General features: G+C 57.8%; 14 protein-coding genes. 4 read left to right on the forward strand and 10 right to left on the reverse strand.

Annotated features, from left to right (window positions below):
* Positions 1–12: 12 nt before the first annotated feature.
* From E5201_RS12785 to ubiG, 5 genes are all read right to left on the reverse strand, one after another.
* Positions 13–2,106 carry a protein-disulfide reductase DsbD family protein gene (locus tag E5201_RS12785; protein ID WP_246050702.1) on the reverse strand — a complete coding sequence of 698 codons (2,094 nt, stop codon included), beginning with the start codon at positions 2,104–2,106 and terminating at the stop codon, positions 13–15.
* Between the two features lie 53 nt (positions 2,107–2,159).
* On the reverse strand, positions 2,160–4,406 hold the full coding sequence (ptsP, locus tag E5201_RS12790) for a phosphoenolpyruvate--protein phosphotransferase (protein ID WP_246050709.1): 2,247 nt from the start codon (positions 4,404–4,406) through the stop codon (positions 2,160–2,162).
* 210 nt (positions 4,407–4,616) lie between these two features.
* The gene (locus tag E5201_RS12795) at positions 4,617–5,594 is read right to left on the reverse strand and encodes a DUF4167 domain-containing protein (RefSeq protein WP_246050711.1); all 978 of its coding nucleotides are present in this window, start codon (positions 5,592–5,594) and stop codon (positions 4,617–4,619) included.
* Positions 5,595–5,931: 337 nt separating this feature from the next.
* Complete coding sequence (gene prmC, locus E5201_RS12800; RefSeq protein ID WP_140986653.1) at positions 5,932–6,804, reverse strand: peptide chain release factor N(5)-glutamine methyltransferase; 873 nt, start codon at positions 6,802–6,804, stop codon at positions 5,932–5,934.
* A gap of 36 nt (positions 6,805–6,840) precedes the next feature.
* Positions 6,841–7,620 carry a bifunctional 2-polyprenyl-6-hydroxyphenol methylase/3-demethylubiquinol 3-O-methyltransferase UbiG gene (gene ubiG / locus E5201_RS12805; protein ID WP_140986655.1) on the reverse strand — a complete coding sequence of 260 codons (780 nt, stop codon included), beginning with the start codon at positions 7,618–7,620 and terminating at the stop codon, positions 6,841–6,843.
* A gap of 159 nt (positions 7,621–7,779) precedes the next feature.
* Between ubiG and E5201_RS12810 the strand changes: the two genes are divergently transcribed.
* Complete coding sequence (locus tag E5201_RS12810) at positions 7,780–9,036, forward strand: aspartate kinase (RefSeq protein WP_140986657.1); 1,257 nt, start codon at positions 7,780–7,782, stop codon at positions 9,034–9,036.
* 629 nt (positions 9,037–9,665) lie between these two features.
* Here E5201_RS12810 and E5201_RS12815 read toward each other — a convergent pair.
* Both E5201_RS12815 and secA read right to left on the reverse strand, forming a co-directional pair.
* Positions 9,666–10,220, reverse strand: a complete 555-nt coding sequence (locus E5201_RS12815; protein WP_181404637.1) for a DUF2059 domain-containing protein — start codon at positions 10,218–10,220, stop codon at positions 9,666–9,668.
* 298 nt (positions 10,221–10,518) lie between these two features.
* On the reverse strand, positions 10,519–13,362 hold the full coding sequence (gene secA / locus E5201_RS12820; RefSeq protein ID WP_140986661.1) for a preprotein translocase subunit SecA: 2,844 nt from the start codon (positions 13,360–13,362) through the stop codon (positions 10,519–10,521).
* Positions 13,363–13,641: 279 nt separating this feature from the next.
* Between secA and E5201_RS12825 the strand changes: the two genes are divergently transcribed.
* The 3 genes from E5201_RS12825 to mutT all read left to right on the forward strand — a co-directional run bounded on the left by E5201_RS12825 (position 13,642) and on the right by mutT (position 16,679).
* Positions 13,642–14,634: a peptidylprolyl isomerase gene (locus E5201_RS12825; RefSeq protein ID WP_246050713.1), complete on the forward strand. Its 993-nt coding sequence runs from the start codon at positions 13,642–13,644 to the stop codon at positions 14,632–14,634.
* Positions 14,635–14,733: 99 nt separating this feature from the next.
* Complete coding sequence (argJ, locus tag E5201_RS12830; RefSeq protein WP_140986663.1) at positions 14,734–16,155, forward strand: bifunctional glutamate N-acetyltransferase/amino-acid acetyltransferase ArgJ; 1,422 nt, start codon at positions 14,734–14,736, stop codon at positions 16,153–16,155.
* A 125-nt stretch (positions 16,156–16,280) separates the two neighbouring features.
* Positions 16,281–16,679, forward strand: a complete 399-nt coding sequence (gene mutT / locus E5201_RS12835; RefSeq protein WP_140986665.1) for an 8-oxo-dGTP diphosphatase MutT — start codon at positions 16,281–16,283, stop codon at positions 16,677–16,679.
* Between the two features lie 18 nt (positions 16,680–16,697).
* On the opposite strand, the gene E5201_RS12840 is transcribed toward mutT, so the two are convergent.
* The 3 genes from E5201_RS12840 to E5201_RS12850 all read right to left on the reverse strand — a co-directional run bounded on the left by E5201_RS12840 (position 16,698) and on the right by E5201_RS12850 (position 19,816).
* Entirely contained in the window at positions 16,698–17,798 is a 1,101-nt protein-coding gene (locus tag E5201_RS12840; RefSeq protein WP_140986667.1) for an aromatic ring-hydroxylating oxygenase subunit alpha, read from the reverse strand.
* Between the two features lie 45 nt (positions 17,799–17,843).
* The gene (gene hisC / locus E5201_RS12845) at positions 17,844–18,932 is read right to left on the reverse strand and encodes a histidinol-phosphate transaminase (RefSeq protein ID WP_140986669.1); all 1,089 of its coding nucleotides are present in this window, start codon (positions 18,930–18,932) and stop codon (positions 17,844–17,846) included.
* 77 nt (positions 18,933–19,009) lie between these two features.
* On the reverse strand, positions 19,010–19,816 hold the full coding sequence (locus E5201_RS12850; RefSeq protein WP_140986671.1) for a chorismate mutase: 807 nt from the start codon (positions 19,814–19,816) through the stop codon (positions 19,010–19,012).
* Positions 19,817–19,825 lie beyond the last annotated feature (9 nt).

A 19,825-nucleotide genomic window follows, 5' to 3' on the forward strand; every position in this document is an offset into this window, starting at 1 on the left:
TGTTCGGTCCTTTTATTTTGTCTTGCCTTCCAGAGTTCTGAGCACGGATTTTGTGGACAATAGCTGATCCAGTATCACCGGTTCGGCATTGTCAGGCCCGTAATAGACATAGAGCGGTACACCGGAGCGCCCGTTCTGGCTCAGATACTGGGATATGGCCGCATCGCGGTTGGTCCAGTCGCCGACCATATAGACGGTGCCGGTGGTCTCAAGGCCTTGCTGAAACGCTTTTGAGGCAAAGACGACGTGCTCATTGACCTTACAGGTGACGCACCAGGCGGCGGTCATATTGACCAGAACCGGTGTATTCGATGCCCGCAATTCGGCAATGCGCGCGGTGCTGAAGCGTTCATGGTCAATGGCCTGATCGGCCAGTTCGCCAATTTCTGTTTTTGGAGCCTGTGGTTTTTGCATGGCGGCCACGGCGGTCAGGGCAATAGCGAGACCGGCCAACACGCTACGTGTAACAGGCGGCAGGGTCAGTTTTTTCGGCCACCAAAGGGCCACGGTCAGGAGGAAGGCGGCGGTGATGAGCAGGATCAGCCCCGCTCCTGAGACCTGCTGGGCAAAGACCCAAGCCATCCACAGGGCGGCCAGATACATGGGGATGGCCAGTATCTGACGCAGGCGGTCCATCCATGGCCCGGGCTTAGGCAGGAAGCGGGCCGCAGCGGGGATGCCGGTGATCAGCCATGTCAGGCCCACCAAAGGCACGGCAAAACCAAGTCCCAGCGCTAAGAACACCGCCAGAGCGATGATCCCGCCCTGCGCCAGCGCGACGCCGATGGCGGTGGCCATAAAGGGTGCGGTGCAAGGTGCCGCGACCATCACGGCCAGTATACCGGTCAGGAAGGCGGTGGTGTTGGGGTTTTGGGTGCTGAGAGGTTTGCCTGCGAGGGATTGCAGACTGCCGCCGACCTCGAACAGGCCGGACATATTGAGCGCCACCGCCAGCAGCAGAAGCGTCAGGCCTGCGGTAATCCACGGCGATTGCAACTGAAAGCCCCAGCCCAGCGCACTGCCGAGCGCCATCAGCAGGAGCGCCAGCACAATAAACGTCACCAGCACGCCGAGACCATAGAACAGGGATTCTTTGCGCGCCATCGATCCATCATGACCGGCACGGGCCAGCGACATCAGCTTCATCGACAGAACCGGAAAGACGCAGGGCATCAGATTGAGGATCATGCCGCCGAGAAAAGCCAGCCCCATAGCCAGCCCGATGCCACCAACGGTAATATCCGGTGCACCTGCCGGTGGCTTACCGAGGCCATAGGTGCCAGCGGGCAACTGACCGGCTGTGGCGCTGATGAGATAGGAACGGCCTGAGGCAAAACGCACGACCGTCTCAAGCGGCTGACCGGCTTCGAAACCTTTGGCGGACTTAAGGGTGACGCTGAAGCCTTCGGGGCCAAGCTCGGCGATTTGCGGGGCTGACGGGTCGATCAGGCCGCTGTTGACGGGAAAGACATAGACGCCGCCCGCATGGGCAAAGTCGTTCTTCAGGGGGGTGTTGTCATTGGCCTTAAAGCCCAGTCGCAGGCCGTCGGTCAGGTCATAGGCGGCGGTGATAGTCACCGGTACGGGCAGGGCGGCGCGGGCCTTGGTGAAGGCACTGCTGTTCAGCGGCTCAGACGTGGGGCCGACCTTGAGATCCAGCGACAGATTGACGGTTTCGGGGACGCAGATTTTTTCACAGACCAGAAAATCGACGCGGGCCTTAAGCGGCAAAACGCCTGAGGTCAGGGCGGAATGATTGGTCAGTTTGGCCAGAAGCCATGTCTCGCCGCTATAGCCATAGTTGGTCAGGCCAAGATAGGGCTGCACTTCGGGGGTGGGAAACTGAAGTTCACCGACCTCAACGCCGGCGGGTAAGGTCCAGGTCACGACCGGCGCTAACCCTGTGTCACCGGGGTTTTTCCAGTAGGTATGCCAGCCTTTGAGCGGGGTGTGGACAATGGCGAGCCATGTTTCACCCTGTGGCGTCACGGTGGTTTCAGCCACAAGTTCTGTGGTCAGATGCGCGGTTTTGACCGGTTCCGCCATAAGCGGTGTGGCCAGCAGAATGGCTATAAGGCCGATGAACCGCGCGATGAATTTGGCCACAGTCTTACCCTTGGAAACCCCACGGCTTCTATATAGGGATAAAACCGGCTTTTTTATAGCGCAACATTCAGTTTACGCGCCAGAGCCAGAACTTCGGAACGCAAGGAGCCGTAGGAGCTGGTCATCAGCCGTTGAATGGCCTTTGAAGCGGTTTCAACATCGAGGCTCAGGACCATGCGCTTGACCTGCCCCAGACCGGCAGGCGGCATGGACAGGCGGTTAAAGCCCAGCGCCAGCAGGACGAAAGCCTCAAGCGGGCGACCGGCAATTTCACCACAGACGGACACAGGCGTGCCGGAGTCTTCGGCAGCTTTCTGAATGACCGACAGGGCGCGCAGCATTGGCGGAGACAGAACGTCATAACGGTCTGACATGCGCGGATTGGTGCGGTCTGCGGCAAACAGATACTGCGTCAGATCATTGGTGCCGACAGAGGCGAAATCGACCATCGGCAACAGGGCGTCGAGGTGCCACAGAAGTGACGGGCATTCGATCATTACCCCGACGCGCAGGATGGAGGGCAGGGCGCGGCCACGTCTTTTGGCCCACTGACATTCGATATCCACCAACTCACGCGCCTGACGGAATTCATCGACCGAGGCGACCATCGGGAACATGATGCGCAGTTCACGCCCGCGAGCGGCAATGATCAGGGCGCGTACCTGCATCCTGAGGAGCGCGGGGCGATCAAGGCCCATGCGGATCGCCCGCCAGCCAAGCGCCGGATTTTCCTCACGATCCATCTCCATATAGGGCAGGATCTTATCGCCGCCCAAATCGAGCGTGCGGAAGGTGACCGGTTTATCGCCCGCCATATCCATGACGCGCCCATAAAGCTCGGTCTGACGGTTCAGACGTGGCAGGTCTTCGGAGACCATGAACTGAAACTCGGTGCGGAACAGGCCTATGCCTTCGGCACCGACCTCGTGCATGATGTCGAGATCGAACTCGAGGCCCGCATTCATCATCAGGGTCATGCGATGGCCGTCACGAGTGATGGCCGGTGCATCCTTGATCTTGTCAAATTCGGCGCGACGCAGGGCGCGGACATCCATTCGCGCACCGGTCGCTTCGATAATATCGGCACGCGGGCGCAGATAGGCTTCACCGGTTTCGCCATCGACAATCACCGGATCGTTCTGGTTGACCTTGTCGCGCAGGCCCGACAGACGCCCGACGCAGGGAATTTGCAGGGCGCGGGCGACAATGGCCGCGTGGCTGGCGGCGGAGCCTTCCTCAAGCAATATGCCCTTGAGGCGCTTACGGTCATATTCCAGCAGGTCGGCAGGGCCTAAGTCACGGGCGACCAGAATGGCATTTTCAGGGATATCGCGCGCGGTCGTGTTCTTACCGGCCAGCACGCGCAGAAGACGGTTGCCGAGGTCTTCGAGGTCGTGCAGACGCTCACGCATATAGGTGTCGCGGGCATTATTCAGGCGGGCACGTTGCTCATTGCGCACACGTTCCACGGCGGCTTCGGCGGTCAGGCCTGAGCGCACGGCCTCGAGCAGATTGCGTGTCCAGCCGCGATCATGGGCGAACATGCGATAGGTTTCCAGAACGTCAAAGGTTGGGCCAGCCAGACCGTGCTGCCCTTCGAACATTTCATCGATCTGTGCCCTCAGGTCATCAATGCCCTTGAGCATGCGCTTTTCTTCGGCCTGAGGGTCGTCGGCCAGCAGGTGATCCGGCGTCACCGGCACTTCGTGCAGTATGACCACCCCCTGTGTCAGGCCGTCGGCAAAGACGGCCCCTTTGAGGCGTTCCGGCCGATGGGGGGCCAGTTCGATGTCCTTAAGCTCATCGCCGCCAATCAGGTCACCCGCAACCATCTCCGCCAGAACCATGGCGATGATTTGCAGGTCTTCGACCTCTTCTTCATGGTACTGGCGCATGGCGCGGTTCTGTACCACCAGAACGCCAATGGTGCGGCCCCCGCGCAGGAGCGGCACGCCAAGGAAGGAATTATAGGGGTCTTCGCCGGTTTCCGGACGATAGGCAAAGGACGGGTGCGACGGGGCATCGGTCAGGCTCAGGGGCTGACCCGCGCGGGCGACTTCACCGACCAGACCTTCGGACAGGCGCAGGCGTGTATTGTGCACGGCGGCGCGGTTCAGGCCTTCGGTGGCGAACAGTTCCAGTTCTTCTGAGGTTCGGCGCAGATAGATCGAACAGACTTCGGCGACCATCGAATTGGCGATGATCTGCACGACGCCATCAAGGCGCGCCTGCGCACTTGAGCCATCGGCCATAACTTCGCGTATCTGTCTCAGAAGACCGCGTTGACCGCGAACTGTCATAGCCGCATGACCCTGGCCGGACATAATCGTTTTATACTCCCAAAGACTCTCTCTTGTGCCGATTATCAGCTTGATCAGGCTGCTGTCTATAGGGGCACAGACTCAGGCACAAGTCACGAAGACTTTATGGAGTCACAAGAGTGAAACAAAAGGTAGCACGGGAGGCAGGCGGTGGCCTGTAACCGGACATACCGGTTACAGGCGGTTTGCCTATGCCTCTTCGGTGGTAACCGTTTCAGCCTTTTTACGACGCGGGGCGCGGGGCTTTTTAACAGGCGCTTCCGCTTCGGCCTCAGTGATAGCTTCAACTTCCGGAGCCTTGTCTTCGGCTACGGGTCTTGTGGGCTTACGCAGGAAGGCCGGAAGGTGCGACGTGTCAGATTCAGTGGCCACTGGAGCCTCTGGGGCTGAGGTTTGTGCCGGGCTGATCGGGGTCGCTTCGGGCGTAATGGTCTCAAGGCCAGCCACGGTCTGTGCCGCCGCCGAAATCGGCTCGGTTGAGGCAATCTGGCCAGCCTGAGTATCCTGCGTCAGATCCTGTTCCTGATCCTGAAGACGCTGCTGGCGGCGGCGCTCATAGCGTTCACGGCGGCTTTCGCGACGGGGAATGCCGTCATCGCCTTCGTCGTTTGAACGCTCATCACGGGGTCTTTCGTCGCGGGGCCTGTCGTCACGGGATCTGTCGGCGTTACGGTCACGATCACGATCACGATCGCGGCTGCGGTCATTACGGTCGCCGCGATCCCCGCGTTCGTTGCGGTCATTACGCTCATTGCGTTCGAAGCGTTCGCGACGATTATCCTGACGCGGCTGGTCGTCGCCGTTCTCTCCGGCCCCATTTTCGGCGTCGGTATTCTGTTCGGCTTCGGTCGCGGCTTCGGCTTCCATATCCTCATCGAAATCATAGCCAGTTGAGAACGGATCAGGCTTGAGGAATTCGGATACCGGACGCTGTGGTTGCATCTGACGGATCAGGCGGAAGTAATGTTCGGCATGTTGCAGATAGTTTTCCGCCAGAACACGGTCGCCGGATGAATTGGCATCACGCGCCAGCTGCTGGTACTTTTCATAGATGGTCTGGGCATTGCCGCGAACCTTTGACCCTTCCGGCCCATTTGATTCATAGGCGCGGTTAGGGTTGTTCTGGTTACCGGAGGGCTTGCGATTACGGCTGCGTTGCCGTTTCATACCCCGAAAATCTTTCATGTGTCGTGACCGTTGTCTGGCGGCGACTTAAAGCATTGTCCGCCGTGGTTATATTTTGAAGCTAAGGTCAGGCCTTGTGGCCCTAACCGCGCAAGGCGGTATCTGTATTGCTTTAGGGTTTGTTCCATTTTTTCAAGAAACGACAGCCTGACTGCGCGGTTTGATATCCCCCGGCGCAGCCTTTGCTGATCATCCTGAACGGGCGGCGATCTGTGTTCGGACACCGATACCGGCCCGACAAAAGCGCATCCGTAAGTATCTGCTCGTGGCTTTGAGGCAGATGGCAATTTCAGGAGACACTTACCGTTTAGCGGGTCTTTCAGGACTTTCCAAGCGTTTTCTTTGTGCCGACCACGATGCGCGGCATGTCAGACAGGTCCTTAAAGGTCACAACATCGCTGAAACCGGCTTGTTTCATAAGGGTTTCGACGGCTTCGGCCTGATCGTATCCGATTTCCAGCCAGGCACCGCCCTGTGGTTTCAGGATGCGATATACCTGTGGAATAAGCTCTTCATAGGCGTCAAGGCCTGATTCGCCGCCATCCAGCGCCAGAATGGGGTCGTGGTCCTTGACTTCGGGATCAAGGGTCGGAATGACGTCTGAGCGAATATAGGGAGGATTGGAGGCCACGAAATCAAAGCTTTCGTCATCCAGTCCCGAGGCCCATGAGGTGCGCAAAAAGGCAGCCCGTCCGCCCAGACCCAACGAGGCGGCGTTATCGCGGGCAACCGCGAGGGCGTCTTCGGAGATGTCGGTGCCAAGCCCCTTCGCGGCCGGACGCTCGGCCAGAATGGACAGCAGTATGGCACCGGAACCGACGCCGAGATCAGCCACGGTAAAGCTCTGGTTCTCCTCGGTCCGCTTGAGGATCATATCCACCAGACATTCGGTTTCAGGGCGCGGGACAAGCACCGCCGGTGTGAGATTAAGCAGCAGTTTCCAGAACCCCTTACGGCCGAGAATGCGCGCCACGGGCACACGCTTTTCGCGCTGGGTCAGATACTCATCCATCAGGCGTGTCTGGTCTTCGGTCACCACACGATAGGGGTCGGTCAGAATGTCCGTACGGCTGGCACCGGTAGCGGCCTCAAGCAGCAAGCGGGCGTCAATGGCCGGAGAATCGACACGGGCGGCCTTGAGGCGTTGCTGGGCATTGGTCCAGGTTTTGACGAGGGTAATGGAGTCGGTCATGAGAAGCTCAGTTACACAAAAAAAGTAAGACGGTCTTTAGAGCAGGCCTTGCCGTGCCACTATCATATAGTTGACGTCGGTGTCGCCGGAAAGGGCCCAGCGGCCCGTGAGGGGGTTGTAGCTGACTCCGGTGGCCGGATCGGGCGTCAGGCCGGTGCCGCTCAGGAACTGTTCGATTTCTTCGGGCTTCAGGAATTTGTTCCAGTCATGCGTGCCTTTGGGCACCCATTGCAGGATATATTCGGCGGCGACAATCCCCAGTGCGTGGGCTTTGAGCGTACGATTGAGGGTGGCGACAAACAGAAGCCCGCCGGGAGCGACAAGTGAGGCGCAGGCCTTCAGGAAACTTTCGGGGTCAGCCACATGTTCGATGACCTCCATACACAGAACCACATCGAACAGGGGGGCTTTGCGGGCGACCTGCTGTTCGACGGTCTGGGCCTGATAATTGATATCGAGGCCAACCTCGGTGGCATGGGCTTTGGCGGTGCCGATATTTTTCTCGGAGGCATCAAGACCGGTGACTTCAAAACCCATGCGCCGCATAGGTTCGGACAGCAGGCCGCCACCACAGCCGATATCAATCAGGCGCAGGCCTTCAAACGGTTTGATGGCCTTTGCGTCGCGTTTGAAATGGTCAAGTACGGTATCGCGGATAAAGCTGACGCGGGTCGGGTTGAATTTATGCAAGGGGGCAAATTCGCCCTTCACATCCCACCATTTGGCGGCCAGTGCCGAAAACTGCGCCACTTCGGCGGCGTCAATACTGGCCCCTTCGGGCTTATCTGCGGCGGTCAGAGTGTCGGTTTTAGCCATGATTTTGCTCCGTAGACGGGCTGAATAGCCTATTTTTTCCGTCATGGGGGCGTTTTTTTCGCAAATGCGCTTCACAGTTTGCACTTTGCGAACTAGATATGCCGCCGTCTTGAAGCAGGCTGTTAAAAGAAAGTCGATAATTATGTGCGTGGTGACGAAGTGACCCGTCTGGTAATGAAATTCGGCGGCACCTCCATGGCCGATCTGGAACGTATCCGTCGTGCCGCCCGTCTGGTGGCTGCGGAGGCCGATGCCGGTCATCAGGTAGCTGTCGTGGTTTCGGCCATGGCCGGCAAAACCAACGAACTGGTGGCGTGGACGGATGGTGCGGGTGCGCCGACCGGTCAGGTTAATGCCGGTGACGATGAATATGATGTGGTGGTAGCCTCAGGCGAGCAGGTGACAGCGGGGCTTCTGGCCATGACGCTGCGCAATATGGGCTATAAGGCCCGCTCGATGACCGGCTGGCAGGTGCCGATTATTACATCCGAAGCGCACGGTAAGGCGCGTATCGTCGATATTCCTTCGGATAATCTCGATAAGGCCTTTGATGACGGCTATATTGTTGTGGTTCCGGGTTTTCAGGGCGTAACCCCACAGGGCAAGATCACGACACTTGGCCGTGGCGGGTCTGATACGTCTGCGGTGGCCGTGGCCATTGCGGCGAAGGCTGTGCGTTGCGACATCTATACGGACGTGGACGGGGTATATACGACTGACCCGCGCGTGGAATCAAAGGCCAAGCGTCTGAAGAAGATTGCCTTTGAAGAAATGCTGGAAATGGCGTCTTTGGGAGCCAAGGTGCTTCAGACCCGTTCGGTCGAGCTGGCTATGGGGCATCGGATGCCAATCCGCGTGCTCTCAAGCTTTGTGGAACCGGGCGAAAACGTGGATAATGGCACCATCGTGTGCGACGAGGACGAAATCGTGGAAAAGCATATTGTTTCCGGCGTGGCCTTCAGCCGTGATGAAGCCAAGATCACCCTTTTAGGCCTGCCGAACAAGATCGGCGTTTCGGCAGCCGTCTTCGCCAAGCTGGCGGCGGCGAACATCAATGTCGATATGATCGTACAATCCGAAAAGCGTTCGGGGGATTATGCCAACCAGCTGTTCACCGTGTCGCGTCGAGACGCCAAGGCAGCGGCAGACATCATGCTCGGGGCCAAGGACGAAATCGGCTTTGATGACATCAAGGTCGATGACAATGTCGCCAAGGTCTCGATCGTCGGTGTCGGTATGCGCTCGCACACCGGCGTTGCTCAGACCATGTTCACGGCCCTGTCGGAAAAGGGCATCAATATTCAGGTTATCTCGACATCGGAAATCAAGATTTCTGTACTGATCGATGAGGCCTATACCGAACTGGCGGTACGCGCGCTTCATGCGGCATATGGTCTGGATCAGATCGGCGCTTAGAGAGTGTTTGAAAAGGTCGTTTTCTGGCCTGCAAAGGCCCGTCTTCTGCGCTTCCGATGCTCACGTACCTTAAAGTACGCTGCGCTTCGGTTCTCGAAGCCAGACCTTTTCGACACAGACTCTAACCTTTTGAAACACTCTCTAAAACGTTAGAGGTTTCAGTAAGCGTTAAAGAAAAGCCGGTCAGAATGTCTGACCGGCTTTTTTTATTTCTTGGGTGCGTCACATTTTTTCTTGCACGCCACCCATGCAGACAAGCACTTGTTTTCGTCTTTTTTAGCTTTTTGGCAGGCCGTGTATGTATTGCTACATGTTCTTTTGCACTGTGTAGCTGTTTGCTGAGCATAGGCTACGCCGGACAACATTGCCGACACGACCACGGTGGCCGCGAGGACCTTACGCACGTACTTCATCGGACGCCTCCCTGGCGATTTTTCGAGCGCATCCCAAAAGGTGTGAGGCACTTTTTGGGTTAAGGTGCGCGTTGAAACAGAAATTTAGGGCGTTACTTGTTAGCCATTTTATCGTTTTTGCAGACGGTGACGCTTAAAGAGTCACGCGGCTGAAAAACGAGTGTAACCTATATTTGCAATTCGCCAAGAGGGAGAGCGGGCTTTCAGAGAATAGTGTTATGCGTCCTTGCGCAGCTTCCATTCGATGAATTTTGTCGCTGCGCGAATACCGGCTTCGGCACCTAAGGCTTCGATTTCTTTTTCCAGAACCTTGTTGGCTTCGATCTGGGCGGCGACGAACTTCTTGCCGGTATCGGTGCCATAGAAGGTAATAAGCGTGTTCAGTTCGGCCTCAGTCAGGGAATTGGCGAAATGGCCCGCATAGCGGTTCAGAATTTCCGGGACGATAGCCTGAAACGCCTCGCCCATATACTCGGTCAGCTTGGCTTTTTCTTCGGCCGTAAGCTCCTCCATACCCGGCTGGTTGGTCAGGGCCATCTCGATGAGCGGCATGATGTCCTTAAGGCCCTGCTCGGTCTGGGCGCGGGTGCCGTTCACATCAAGCAGCTTCTGAGCCAGCGCCAGACGCGCAGGGTCAGCGGCGGGGGCAGCGGCATTGGCGGGGGCTGTCTGCGCCAGAGCCGGAAGCGTGGCACCGGCTGTGAGGGCTGCGGTCGACAGGCCAAGAGCCAGAGTGGTTGCGCGAAGATATTTGAAGGAACGGAGTGTCATGGAAAACCTGTAAAGCGAAGGCATGGTGAAGTTATATTTCCTCAGGGTGCATGGCTGAGGTGCGAAAGACAAGAGGGAGGCGTCGGTGATCACCGGATGTTCAGGCGTCTGAGTGACCCTGAGGGCGGCGCTCAGAAGGATTCTGCCCGCAAGTTGTCCGGTATATGTATGAGGCCCCCCTCCGGATGACAGCGAAACCCTGTCTGAGCGGATATTAAGCGCAACAGGATGGGACTGGCAATGGGCTAATAAAAAACCCTGTCTCCGGTTTAGCAGAGACAGGGTCAGTAGACGTAGATTAGACCAGCGCACCGTGACAGTGCTTGAACTTCTTGCCGGAGCCGCACGGGCAGGCCGCGTTTCGCGATGTGCCTTCCCAGCCGGCGGGCAGGGAGGTGACCGGCAGGCGCTCACGTTGCTCGGAGTTGAGGTTCTCAATCGGCTGGCTGGCCAGATTCTGGCCGGTGGCCGGATCGAGGTGGATTTCCTCGAACTGCAGCGGATCGGGTTCCTGTACCTGAGGCTGCATGCGGATTTCGACCGTCATCAGCCAGCGCGTCGTATTGTGGCGCAGGTTGACGAGCAGGGTTTCAAACAGCGAAAAGGCTTCGGTCTTGTATTCGTTGAGCGGGTCGCGCTGACCGTAACCGCGCAGGCCGATGACGGCCCGCAGGTGGTCAAGGTGCATCAGATGCTCACGCCATTGCACGTCGATCATCTGGAGCAGGAAGTTCTTTTCCAGTGCCTTCATCTGGTCGGCACCAAGCATCTGCAGGCGTTCTTCCATCTTGTCGGCAGAAATCTTGCGAATGCGTTCTTCGATTTCCTCGTTAGCGATGCCTTCTTCGGCGGCCCATTGCTCAAGCGGCAGATCAAGGCCCAGAAGCTCCTGAACGCGCTCTTTCAGGCCCGCGACATCCCACTGCTCGGCATAGGCCTTGGGCGGCAGGTGACGTTCAACAATGTCATGGATCGTGTCGTCGCGGAATTCGGCGATCAGTTCGGACAGGTCTTCGGCATCCATGAAGTCCTGACGCTGTTCGAAGACGGCCTTACGCTGGTCATTGACCACGTCGTCGTATTTCAGCAGGTTTTTACGGATTTCGTAGTTGCGCTGTTCGACACGCTTTTGTGCCGTGGCAATGGCGGAATTCAGCAGTTTATGCGTGATGGCTTCGCCTTCTTCGACCCCAAGGGTCTTCATCATGGCATTGAGGCGATCACCGGCGAAGATGCGCATCAGATCGTCTTCGCACGACAGGAAGAACTTGGAACGGCCAGGGTCACCCTGACGACCGGTACGACCGCGCAGCTGGTTGTCGATACGGCGGCTTTCGTGGCGTTCGGTACCCAGAACGAACAGGCCGCCTGATTCGAGTGCCTTTACCTTATGGTCAGCCACCTGAGCTTCGATTTCAGCCTTTTTCGCCAGAATCTGATCCTGAGTGACTTCGACACCGGCGGCGTCCTGTTCCTCAAGCCATTTTTGCAGACGCAGATCGACGTTGCCGCCCAGCTGAATGTCGGTACCGCGACCGGCCATGTTGGTGGCGATGGTCACCGCGCCCGGTACACCGGCATCACCGATGATATAGGCTTCGTTTTCGTGGTGGCGGGCGTTCAACACGTTGTGCGGGATGCCCTTACCTGTGCGGTAGTCGATGTTGTAGGCGTCATCCCCAAGCTTTTGCAGGGTTTTCTTGTCTGCATTGGCGTATTCGCCCTTAAGCTCGCGCTTAACTTCGGTCTTGTAGTTGAAGCTATTGAGGTATTCCGACAGGGCTTCGGATTTTTCAATCGAGGCTGTACCCACGAGAATCGGCTGGCCGCGCACGTAACAGGCGGCGACCTGCTCAGCGATGGCCTTGTACTTCTCGGCTTCGGTGCGATAGACCTCATCATCGTCATCGATACGCTTGATCTGACGGTGGGTGGGAACCTCAAGCACTTCCATCTTGTAGATGTCGCCGAATTCCGCCGCTTCGGTAGCCGCTGTACCGGTCATGCCCGACAGCTTTTTGTACATGCGGAAATAGTTCTGGATGGTCACAGACGCGAGGGTCTGGTTTTCCGGCTGGATATTGACGCCTTCCTTGGCTTCGATGGCCTGATGGAGCCCTTCGCTAAGGCGGCGACCCTGCATCATACGACCGGTAAATTCATCGATCAGGATGACTTCGCCGTCGCGGACGATATAGTCTTTGTTGAGCGTATAGAGTGTATTGGCGCGCAGGGCCTGATTGGCGTGGTGCACCAGCGAGATATTGGCCGGATCATAGAGGCCGGAGGTGTCTTCGGGGATCAGGCCGTTCGCGGCCAGCATTTCCTCGATACGTTCGGAGCCGAGTTCGGACAGAAGCGCCTGACGCTGCTTTTCATCAAGCTCGAAAGTGTCTTCGTCCTTGATCATTTCGCGGATCAGGCCGTCGAGAATCTTGTAAAGCTCAGAGCGGTCTTCGGTCGGGCCCGAGATAATCAGCGGGGTACGCGCTTCGTCGATCAGAATCGAGTCGACTTCATCGACGATGACGAAGTTGTGTCCGCGCTGTACCATTTCCTGACGGTTATAGGTCAGGTTGTCTCGCAGATAATCGAAGCCGAATTCGTTATTGGTGCCGTAGGTGACATCCGAATTATAGGCCTGTTTGCGTTGTGGCTGGGACAGGCCATTGACGATAACGCCGGTGCTGAGGCCCAGAAAACGATAAACGCGACCCATGAATTCGGCGTCGCGTTTAGCCAGATAGTCGTTGACGGTAATCAGGTGGACGCCCTTGCCCTCAAGGGCATTGAGGTAAACCGGCGCGGTAGCCACCAGCGTCTTACCTTCACCGGTACGCATTTCAGCGATACCGCCTTCGTGCAGGATCATGCCGCCGGTAAGCTGAACGTCATAGTGTCTCTGGCCAATCGAACGCCAGGCGGCTTCACGGGTGACGGCAAAGGCTTCTTCGAGAAGCGAATCAAGTTTGGCGCCCTTGGCGAGCCGCTCTTTGAACAGAACCGTCTGGTGCGCCAGTTCCTCGTTGCTCATGGCCTTGTATTTCGGCTCAAGAGCATTGATGCGCGTGACGCGGCCGTGCATCGATTTGACTTTGCGATCGTTGGAGGAACCGAACAGGGATTTGGCGAATGCCAGCATGTGAAACCTTAACCGTGTCGTAGCCTGAAACCTCAGGCTGCCCGTTGCGCCTCAGGTCTTAAAAATGATGCTTTAGCGATATATCAATATCCGGGCTTTAAGTCTGTATAGGCAAATAGGAAGACGTTTGCGCTTTTCAAGCGCGGTGACTGACTTAAGCGTGCAGGGGGTGTATGTCAATTGAACCGCCTGTAAATCATTGCCAGAGGTATGGCTGGGGATATAACCATAGCTGACATATGTGTTGGTCGGGGACGGTAAGGGCGGTATTTGGAACCTATGCGGGCATTCAGGGGAACGGTTGGGCTTAAAGCGTTCATGGTCATGACGGCCATGTGTCTGGTATTGGCGGCCTGCGATAAGCCTGAGGTCGCCGAGCGCCCACCGGAGTTTGGTGACACGGCGGTGGCGCGAATCCATGATGAAATCGTCTGGGCGTCTGATGTACGCAACGAAGCGGTGGCGCAGGGCCTGATCGGTGAGGGGGAGCCTCTGGATATGGCGTCGCCTCTGTTTCGCCGCACCCTTGAGGAGGTTATAGACCGCAAGCTTCTGGCGAGGGAGGCGCGTAAGCGCGGACTTGACCGCAGTGATCAGGCCCAAAGACGCATAAAGGACGCCGAAGAAGCTATTCTGGGCCGTATGCTGCTTGAGGGCAGCCTTGATGCGGCCGTGGATGAAAAGAAGGTCACCCAGCTTTATAACGAACAACTGGCGCTGGCGAAAAATTCCGAAGAAGTGCGGGCGCGGCTGATTCTCGTAAAAACCCGTCCTGAGGCGGAGAGCATCCTTAAGCAGATTGAGGGCGGCAGCGTGTTTGAAGCCTTGGCCATGGAGCGCTCCATCGATCAGGCTACGCGGTTTAACGGCGGCGATATGGGCTATTTCGCCACCGATGTTATTCCTGATTCGTACCGCAAGCCTTTGTTGTCCGCTAAGGTGGGACAGGCGGTTGGCCCGGTCGAAATCGACGGTGGCTGGGCAGTCTTCAAGCTTGAGGACCGGCGTCCCGAAGTGCCCCTGACGCTTGAGGAGGCACGTCCGGCCATTTTATCAGCGCTGAAACTCGATCAGGTGCGGGGTTTGCTGGTATCCTTGCGTGACGGGACGCGCTGGGAAATGCTGATCGACGGAAAACGTCTGGGCAGCGGTATGGAAGAAGAACCGGCCAATGCGCCGCCAGTGGGGGCAAGCGCTTCGGCATCCGAAAGCTCAGAGAACGGGGCATCTGCTTCGCCGTCTTCTTCGGCGGCGGCAGCGGTATCTCCATAAAAAAGGGCGCGACCGGTAACAAGGCCTTTCCATGGCCCTTATTTGTGTTTAGTGACCCCCGTTCACTCTGGTTCTTACAGCCTCTACGGAGCGTCGCGCATGAGCAAAACCACCTCTGGCAAACCTACCGATCACACGGCCGGTGCGAGTGGTCTTGAACGCGCGCTTGATCCGCTGACCAGTGCCCTGAAAAAAGCCGTGCAGACCGGTGCCGGTCTGGCCGGTTTGGGGGCATCTGACACGCCCAAGGCTGAGCCTGCGCCGCAGCCGGTAACGGGAAAGCCGGGTCTGGCTGTGTCGCCTCTGGCCGTTCCCTTACCCGCTATGCCACCGGTCGGGGGCGTTGAGATTGCCATTGCACAGGCCGGTTTTTATAAGCACGCACGCCCTGATCTGATGGTCATGAAATTTGCCGAGGGCACGACGGCGGCGGGCGTATTTACGCGCCACTCGATTGGATCCGCGCCGGTTGACTGGTGCCGCAAGCAGCTTGAGGCCAATGAAGGCGGCGACATCCGCGCCCTGATGGTCAATGCGGGTTGCGCCAATGCCTTCACAGGCAAATTAGGCGCAGACGCAGCGCGGCGATCTGCCGCAGCCTTGTCGCGCCGGCTGGATTGCCGCCAGCGCGATATTTTGCTGGCCTCAACCGGTGTGATTGGGGTGGTTCTGGATGATGCCAAGATCGCCGCCAAGCTACCGGAAATTGAGGCGGGCTTTGAAGCCGATGCCTGGCACAGGGCGGCTCAGGCCATCATGACCACCGATACCTTCCCCAAGGGCGCTTATGAAACGGCCCTGATTGACGGGGTTGAGGTGAGAATCGCCGGTATCGCCAAGGGCTCAGGCATGATTGCGCCGGACATGGCAACCATGCTGGCCTTTATGGTGACTGATGCGACCCTGACGCCTGCCGTGCTGCAAAGCATGATCGGGCTTTATACGCGCACGACCTTCAACAGCGTCACCGTCGATGGCGATACCTCGACCAATGACACAGCTATCCTGTTTGCCACAGGGGCCGCAGGCGCACCGCGGATATCGCGGGCGGGTGACAAGCGTCTGGCGGATTTCCGCATCAAGCTTGAGCGGGTCATGCATTCTCTGGCGACCCAGCTTATCCGCGATGGCGAAGGGGCCACCAAGTTCGTTAAGGTCAATGTGACGGGGGCGGCGTCTCCGGCGTCAGCGCGCAAGATCGCTAAGTCGATTGCCGAAAGCCCGCTGGTGAAAACCGCTCTGGCAGGTGAAGACGCCAACTGGGGTCGTATCGTCATGGCCGTTGGCAAGACCGAGGAAGAGGTCAATCGTGACCGTCTGTTGATCAAGTTTGGTGATCTGGTTGCTGCCGAACATGGGGCCGTGTCACTCGGCTACGATGAGGCCGCCATGAGCGCCTATATGAAGCATGATGAGCTTGAGATCACCGTTGATGTTGGTGTTGGCCGCGGCATAGCCCATGTCTATACCTGCGACCTGACGCATGGGTATATTTCCATCAACGGCGACTACCGCTCGTAGGAAATCGCCATCCTTGGGCAATCAGGGCGTCGGCGTCACTTGTATAGGCATACAGCCGTCGCTAGCCTTCTGCTGCTTGCCTCAAGGGCTGACGATTTCTGATTTCTTTGGGGACTGAAACGCTCATGAAAACCGTACTCGTTGTGGCCGCCGCTTTGATTGATAATGACGGGCGGGTGCTGATCGCCCAGCGGCCTGAGGGTAAGCAACTGGCGGGGATGTGGGAGTTTCCGGGCGGCAAGGTCGAGGCCGGAGAAACGCCGGAAGCGGCTCTGATCCGTGAGCTTGAGGAAGAGCTTGGCATCACCACCAAGACCGCCTGTTTGGCACCATTTGTGTTTGCCTCACATACCTATGAGGATTTTCATCTGCTAATGCCGCTTTATCTGATCCGGCGTTGGGAAGGTATCGTACAGCCGCGTGAACATTCGGCGCTGAAATGGGTGCGGCCAAAGGATATGCGCGACTATCCCATGCCGCCTGCGGATGCGCCGCTTGTGGCCTATCTGTGTGATTTTATCTGATCTGTTGTGACGGCGGTGTCAGCTTGTCCATTTCAGGACGGCGGGTTTGACCGGATTGACGAACGGGCGCTGTTCGGCGCGGTGGGCCAGCCATTCTTTTTTCAGCTGCTGATACCACTTGGCCTGTGTGTCGGCATCGTCGATCCACAGCAATGACGGGTCATATTTCAGCCCTTCGTTTTGCAGATTGACCATATCGCCGTCCTGTTTCAGGAAAGCCCTGGCCCCCAGACGGAAAAGCGGGGCAATGAAGCGGAAAATACCATGATCCGACCAGAATATCTGGGTGATGCGCGTGGTATTGGCATCAATCGGCGTCAGGCAGGTCAGGCCTAAGATCTGGCGTTCACCGATCTCGATATGTTCATAACGCACACCGGGCAGACGGAAGGTAATCTCGGTCGCCGGTGCGCCGCCTAATATCTTATAGGCACGTGAGTTTTTCGACGGCGCATGGCGCACCATGCTGAAACCGTGTTCGCGCGGCTCAAAAGCCTTGGCCTTTTCAAGCTGTTTCTTTGAGGAACGCCACCACCATTGCTGATGCACATAGGGGCCGTGGGCGGGGTCCATAAGACCGACAACGGCGTGGTCGATATGGCTCTCGAAATCCATGGATTCGACGATGATCGGCTTGCCGCCAACGACACCGGGCAGCACCGGCGGCTCGTGATCGGGCTCGGCGGGGCGGCGGGTGTCAGCGGTGATATAGATCCAGACAATGCCCTGCTGTTCGCGCACGGCATAGTTACGCACCCTGATGCGTTCGACATCCATATGCTGATCACAGGTCAGGGACGGCACAGAGGTGCAGGTGCCCGACGTATTGAATGTCCAGCCGTGATAGGGGCATTGCACCACCGGCTCACCGGTTTTGGCGTCAGGGATCATCTGACCCGCCGACAGCGGTGCGGCGCGGTGCGGACAGATGTCGCGCATGGCATAAACCTTGCCGTTTGTGTCACGTCCCAGCAGCACCGGCTCATCGACAATCACATAGCGTTGCAGCTTACCGGCCTTCAGATCGCCGGACAGGGCGGCAAAGAACCACGCATCCTTCAGGAAGCCCTGACCAAAAACGATGCGTTCTTTTGTGACGGGGGCGGATTGATCAGCCATATGTGATCCTGTGTTTATCCGGTGACTATACCAGAGCCTGAGCGATTAGCCAGCGAACGTACCAAGTGCAGCGATGAAGCCTTCGTTTTCAACATCCTTACCCACGGTTACGCGCAAGCAGTGCGGCAGACCGTAATTGGCTACATGACGCACGATAAAGCCCTTCGTCATCAGGTGCTCGTTAGCGCGAACGGCCTGCGCTTCGTCCTTGAACTGAATGAGGACAAAGTTGCCGGCGGAGACTTCGATGCGGTAACCCAGCGCGCGAATGGCCTGATAGAAGCGCGGACGCCAGTTGACGACCTGCGCCTTGGAGGTGTCGATGTGGGCCTGATCAGACAGGGCGGCGATGGCGGCATATTGCGCCGGCAGATTGGCGTTGAACGGCAGGCGGATGCGCTCAATGGCCTCAATGACGCTTAGGGGCGCATAGCCAAAACCGATGCGCAAACCCGCCAGACCGTGAATTTTCGAGAAGGTACGAGTGACGACAATGTTTTCACTGTGGCGCGCCAGAGGGAAGGCGGTTTCCCAGGTCGGTTCATCGACAAATTCAGCATAGGCCTCATCGACCACCAGCAGGATATGTGACGGCAGGCGTTCACGCAGGTCAACCAATTCTTCGGGGGTGTTCCATGTGCCGGTCGGGTTGGCCGGATTGGAGACATAGACGATCTTGGTCTTGTCATCGACCTCGGCCAGCAGGCGGTCGATTTCAACGCGCTGATCAGGTTCGGGTGCCAGCTTGACATCGGCCTGGCAGGCCAGTGCGCTGATGCGATAGGCGAGGAAGCCGTGTTCGCCGGTGACGATATTGTCGCCTGCCTCAAGATAGGTCTGGTTGAGAAGCGCAAAGACTTCGTCCGAGCCGTTGCCGAACACCAGACGATTGGCCTCAAGGTCATGGTAGGCGGCGACCGCGTCACGCAAGGGGTTGGCATGGCCGTCGGGATAGCGGAACAGCTTGGCGCGGGCCTCATCATAGGCGGCCAAAGCCTTGGCCGAGCAACCAAAAGCGTTTTCGTTGGACGACAGCTTGACCGGTTCGGCCACGCCTTCGATTTTTGACTTGCCGCCGACATAGGCCGCAATGTCAAGTATACCGGATTTCGGGGTCGGCAATTGGGTGGTCATAGATGTTTCCGTAGAATTGATTTCGCATGTCTATATCTCAGGGGGGCAAATGTACACTGAGACAAAGTGCCTTAGTATCAGACGATTTTGGGCGAGGTGCCGATAATGCCCGACAGGCCGGTGAAGTCCTTAAGCCGGCTGTCGTGTTCCTGTACAAACCCGATCAGGGCAAACAGCTTCATGCCGCCGGTGGTCATCAGCCAGTCCGCGGCCAGACCCTGATGGCTTAAGATGTCAATGATCGCGGTTTCGGATTTGCCGCTGTCAGTGACGAAGAAACTGATGTCATTACCGGTGGGCTCAGGCGCAATCGGGGCAATGGCCACGGCGCGCGGGCGGTTCTGATCCATTTCCGGCAGGGCGCAGATGATGCGCACCTTAGGCTCGGCCAGCAGACGTGCCCACCAGGGGCCGACCTTTGGGTCAAGGCTCAGGACACCTATGTGTGACGGGTGACGGGCGGCGGCAATGACATCTGTGGCTTCGGGCAGGACGCCTTGCGACGGGGCAATGCCGAACCGTTCACGCGCCCATTCCATCAGATTGGCCGTGGTGTCCTTCGCGCAAAAATTAAGGTGAAGACCGCCCCGATCTTCACCCTGAATGCGCAGACTCTCGGAAATCAGTTCACGCCAGAGGGCAACGACCGCCGCATCGGACACAGCCTTGCGCGGCGCATTGAGCAGTTTACGCAGCAAAAGGGCTTCGCGGTCAGGGCGCAGCAGGGACACATCCGTTGACACGGCTTCGCGCACCTTGGCGGCGGCAATGGCGTGGGCCAGCAATGAACGCTGATCGGCCAGTTGCAGAAGCTGATGGTCCAGCGCATCAATCTGCTGGCGCAGGCTATCCAGTGTTTCAGCGGTTTCAACGGGCGCGGTCATAAGCGGTAA

Origin of the sequence: Asticcacaulis tiandongensis (genome assembly GCF_006475605.1) — a bacterium.
Taxonomy (GTDB): Bacteria; Pseudomonadota; Alphaproteobacteria; order Caulobacterales; family Caulobacteraceae; genus Asticcacaulis; species Asticcacaulis tiandongensis.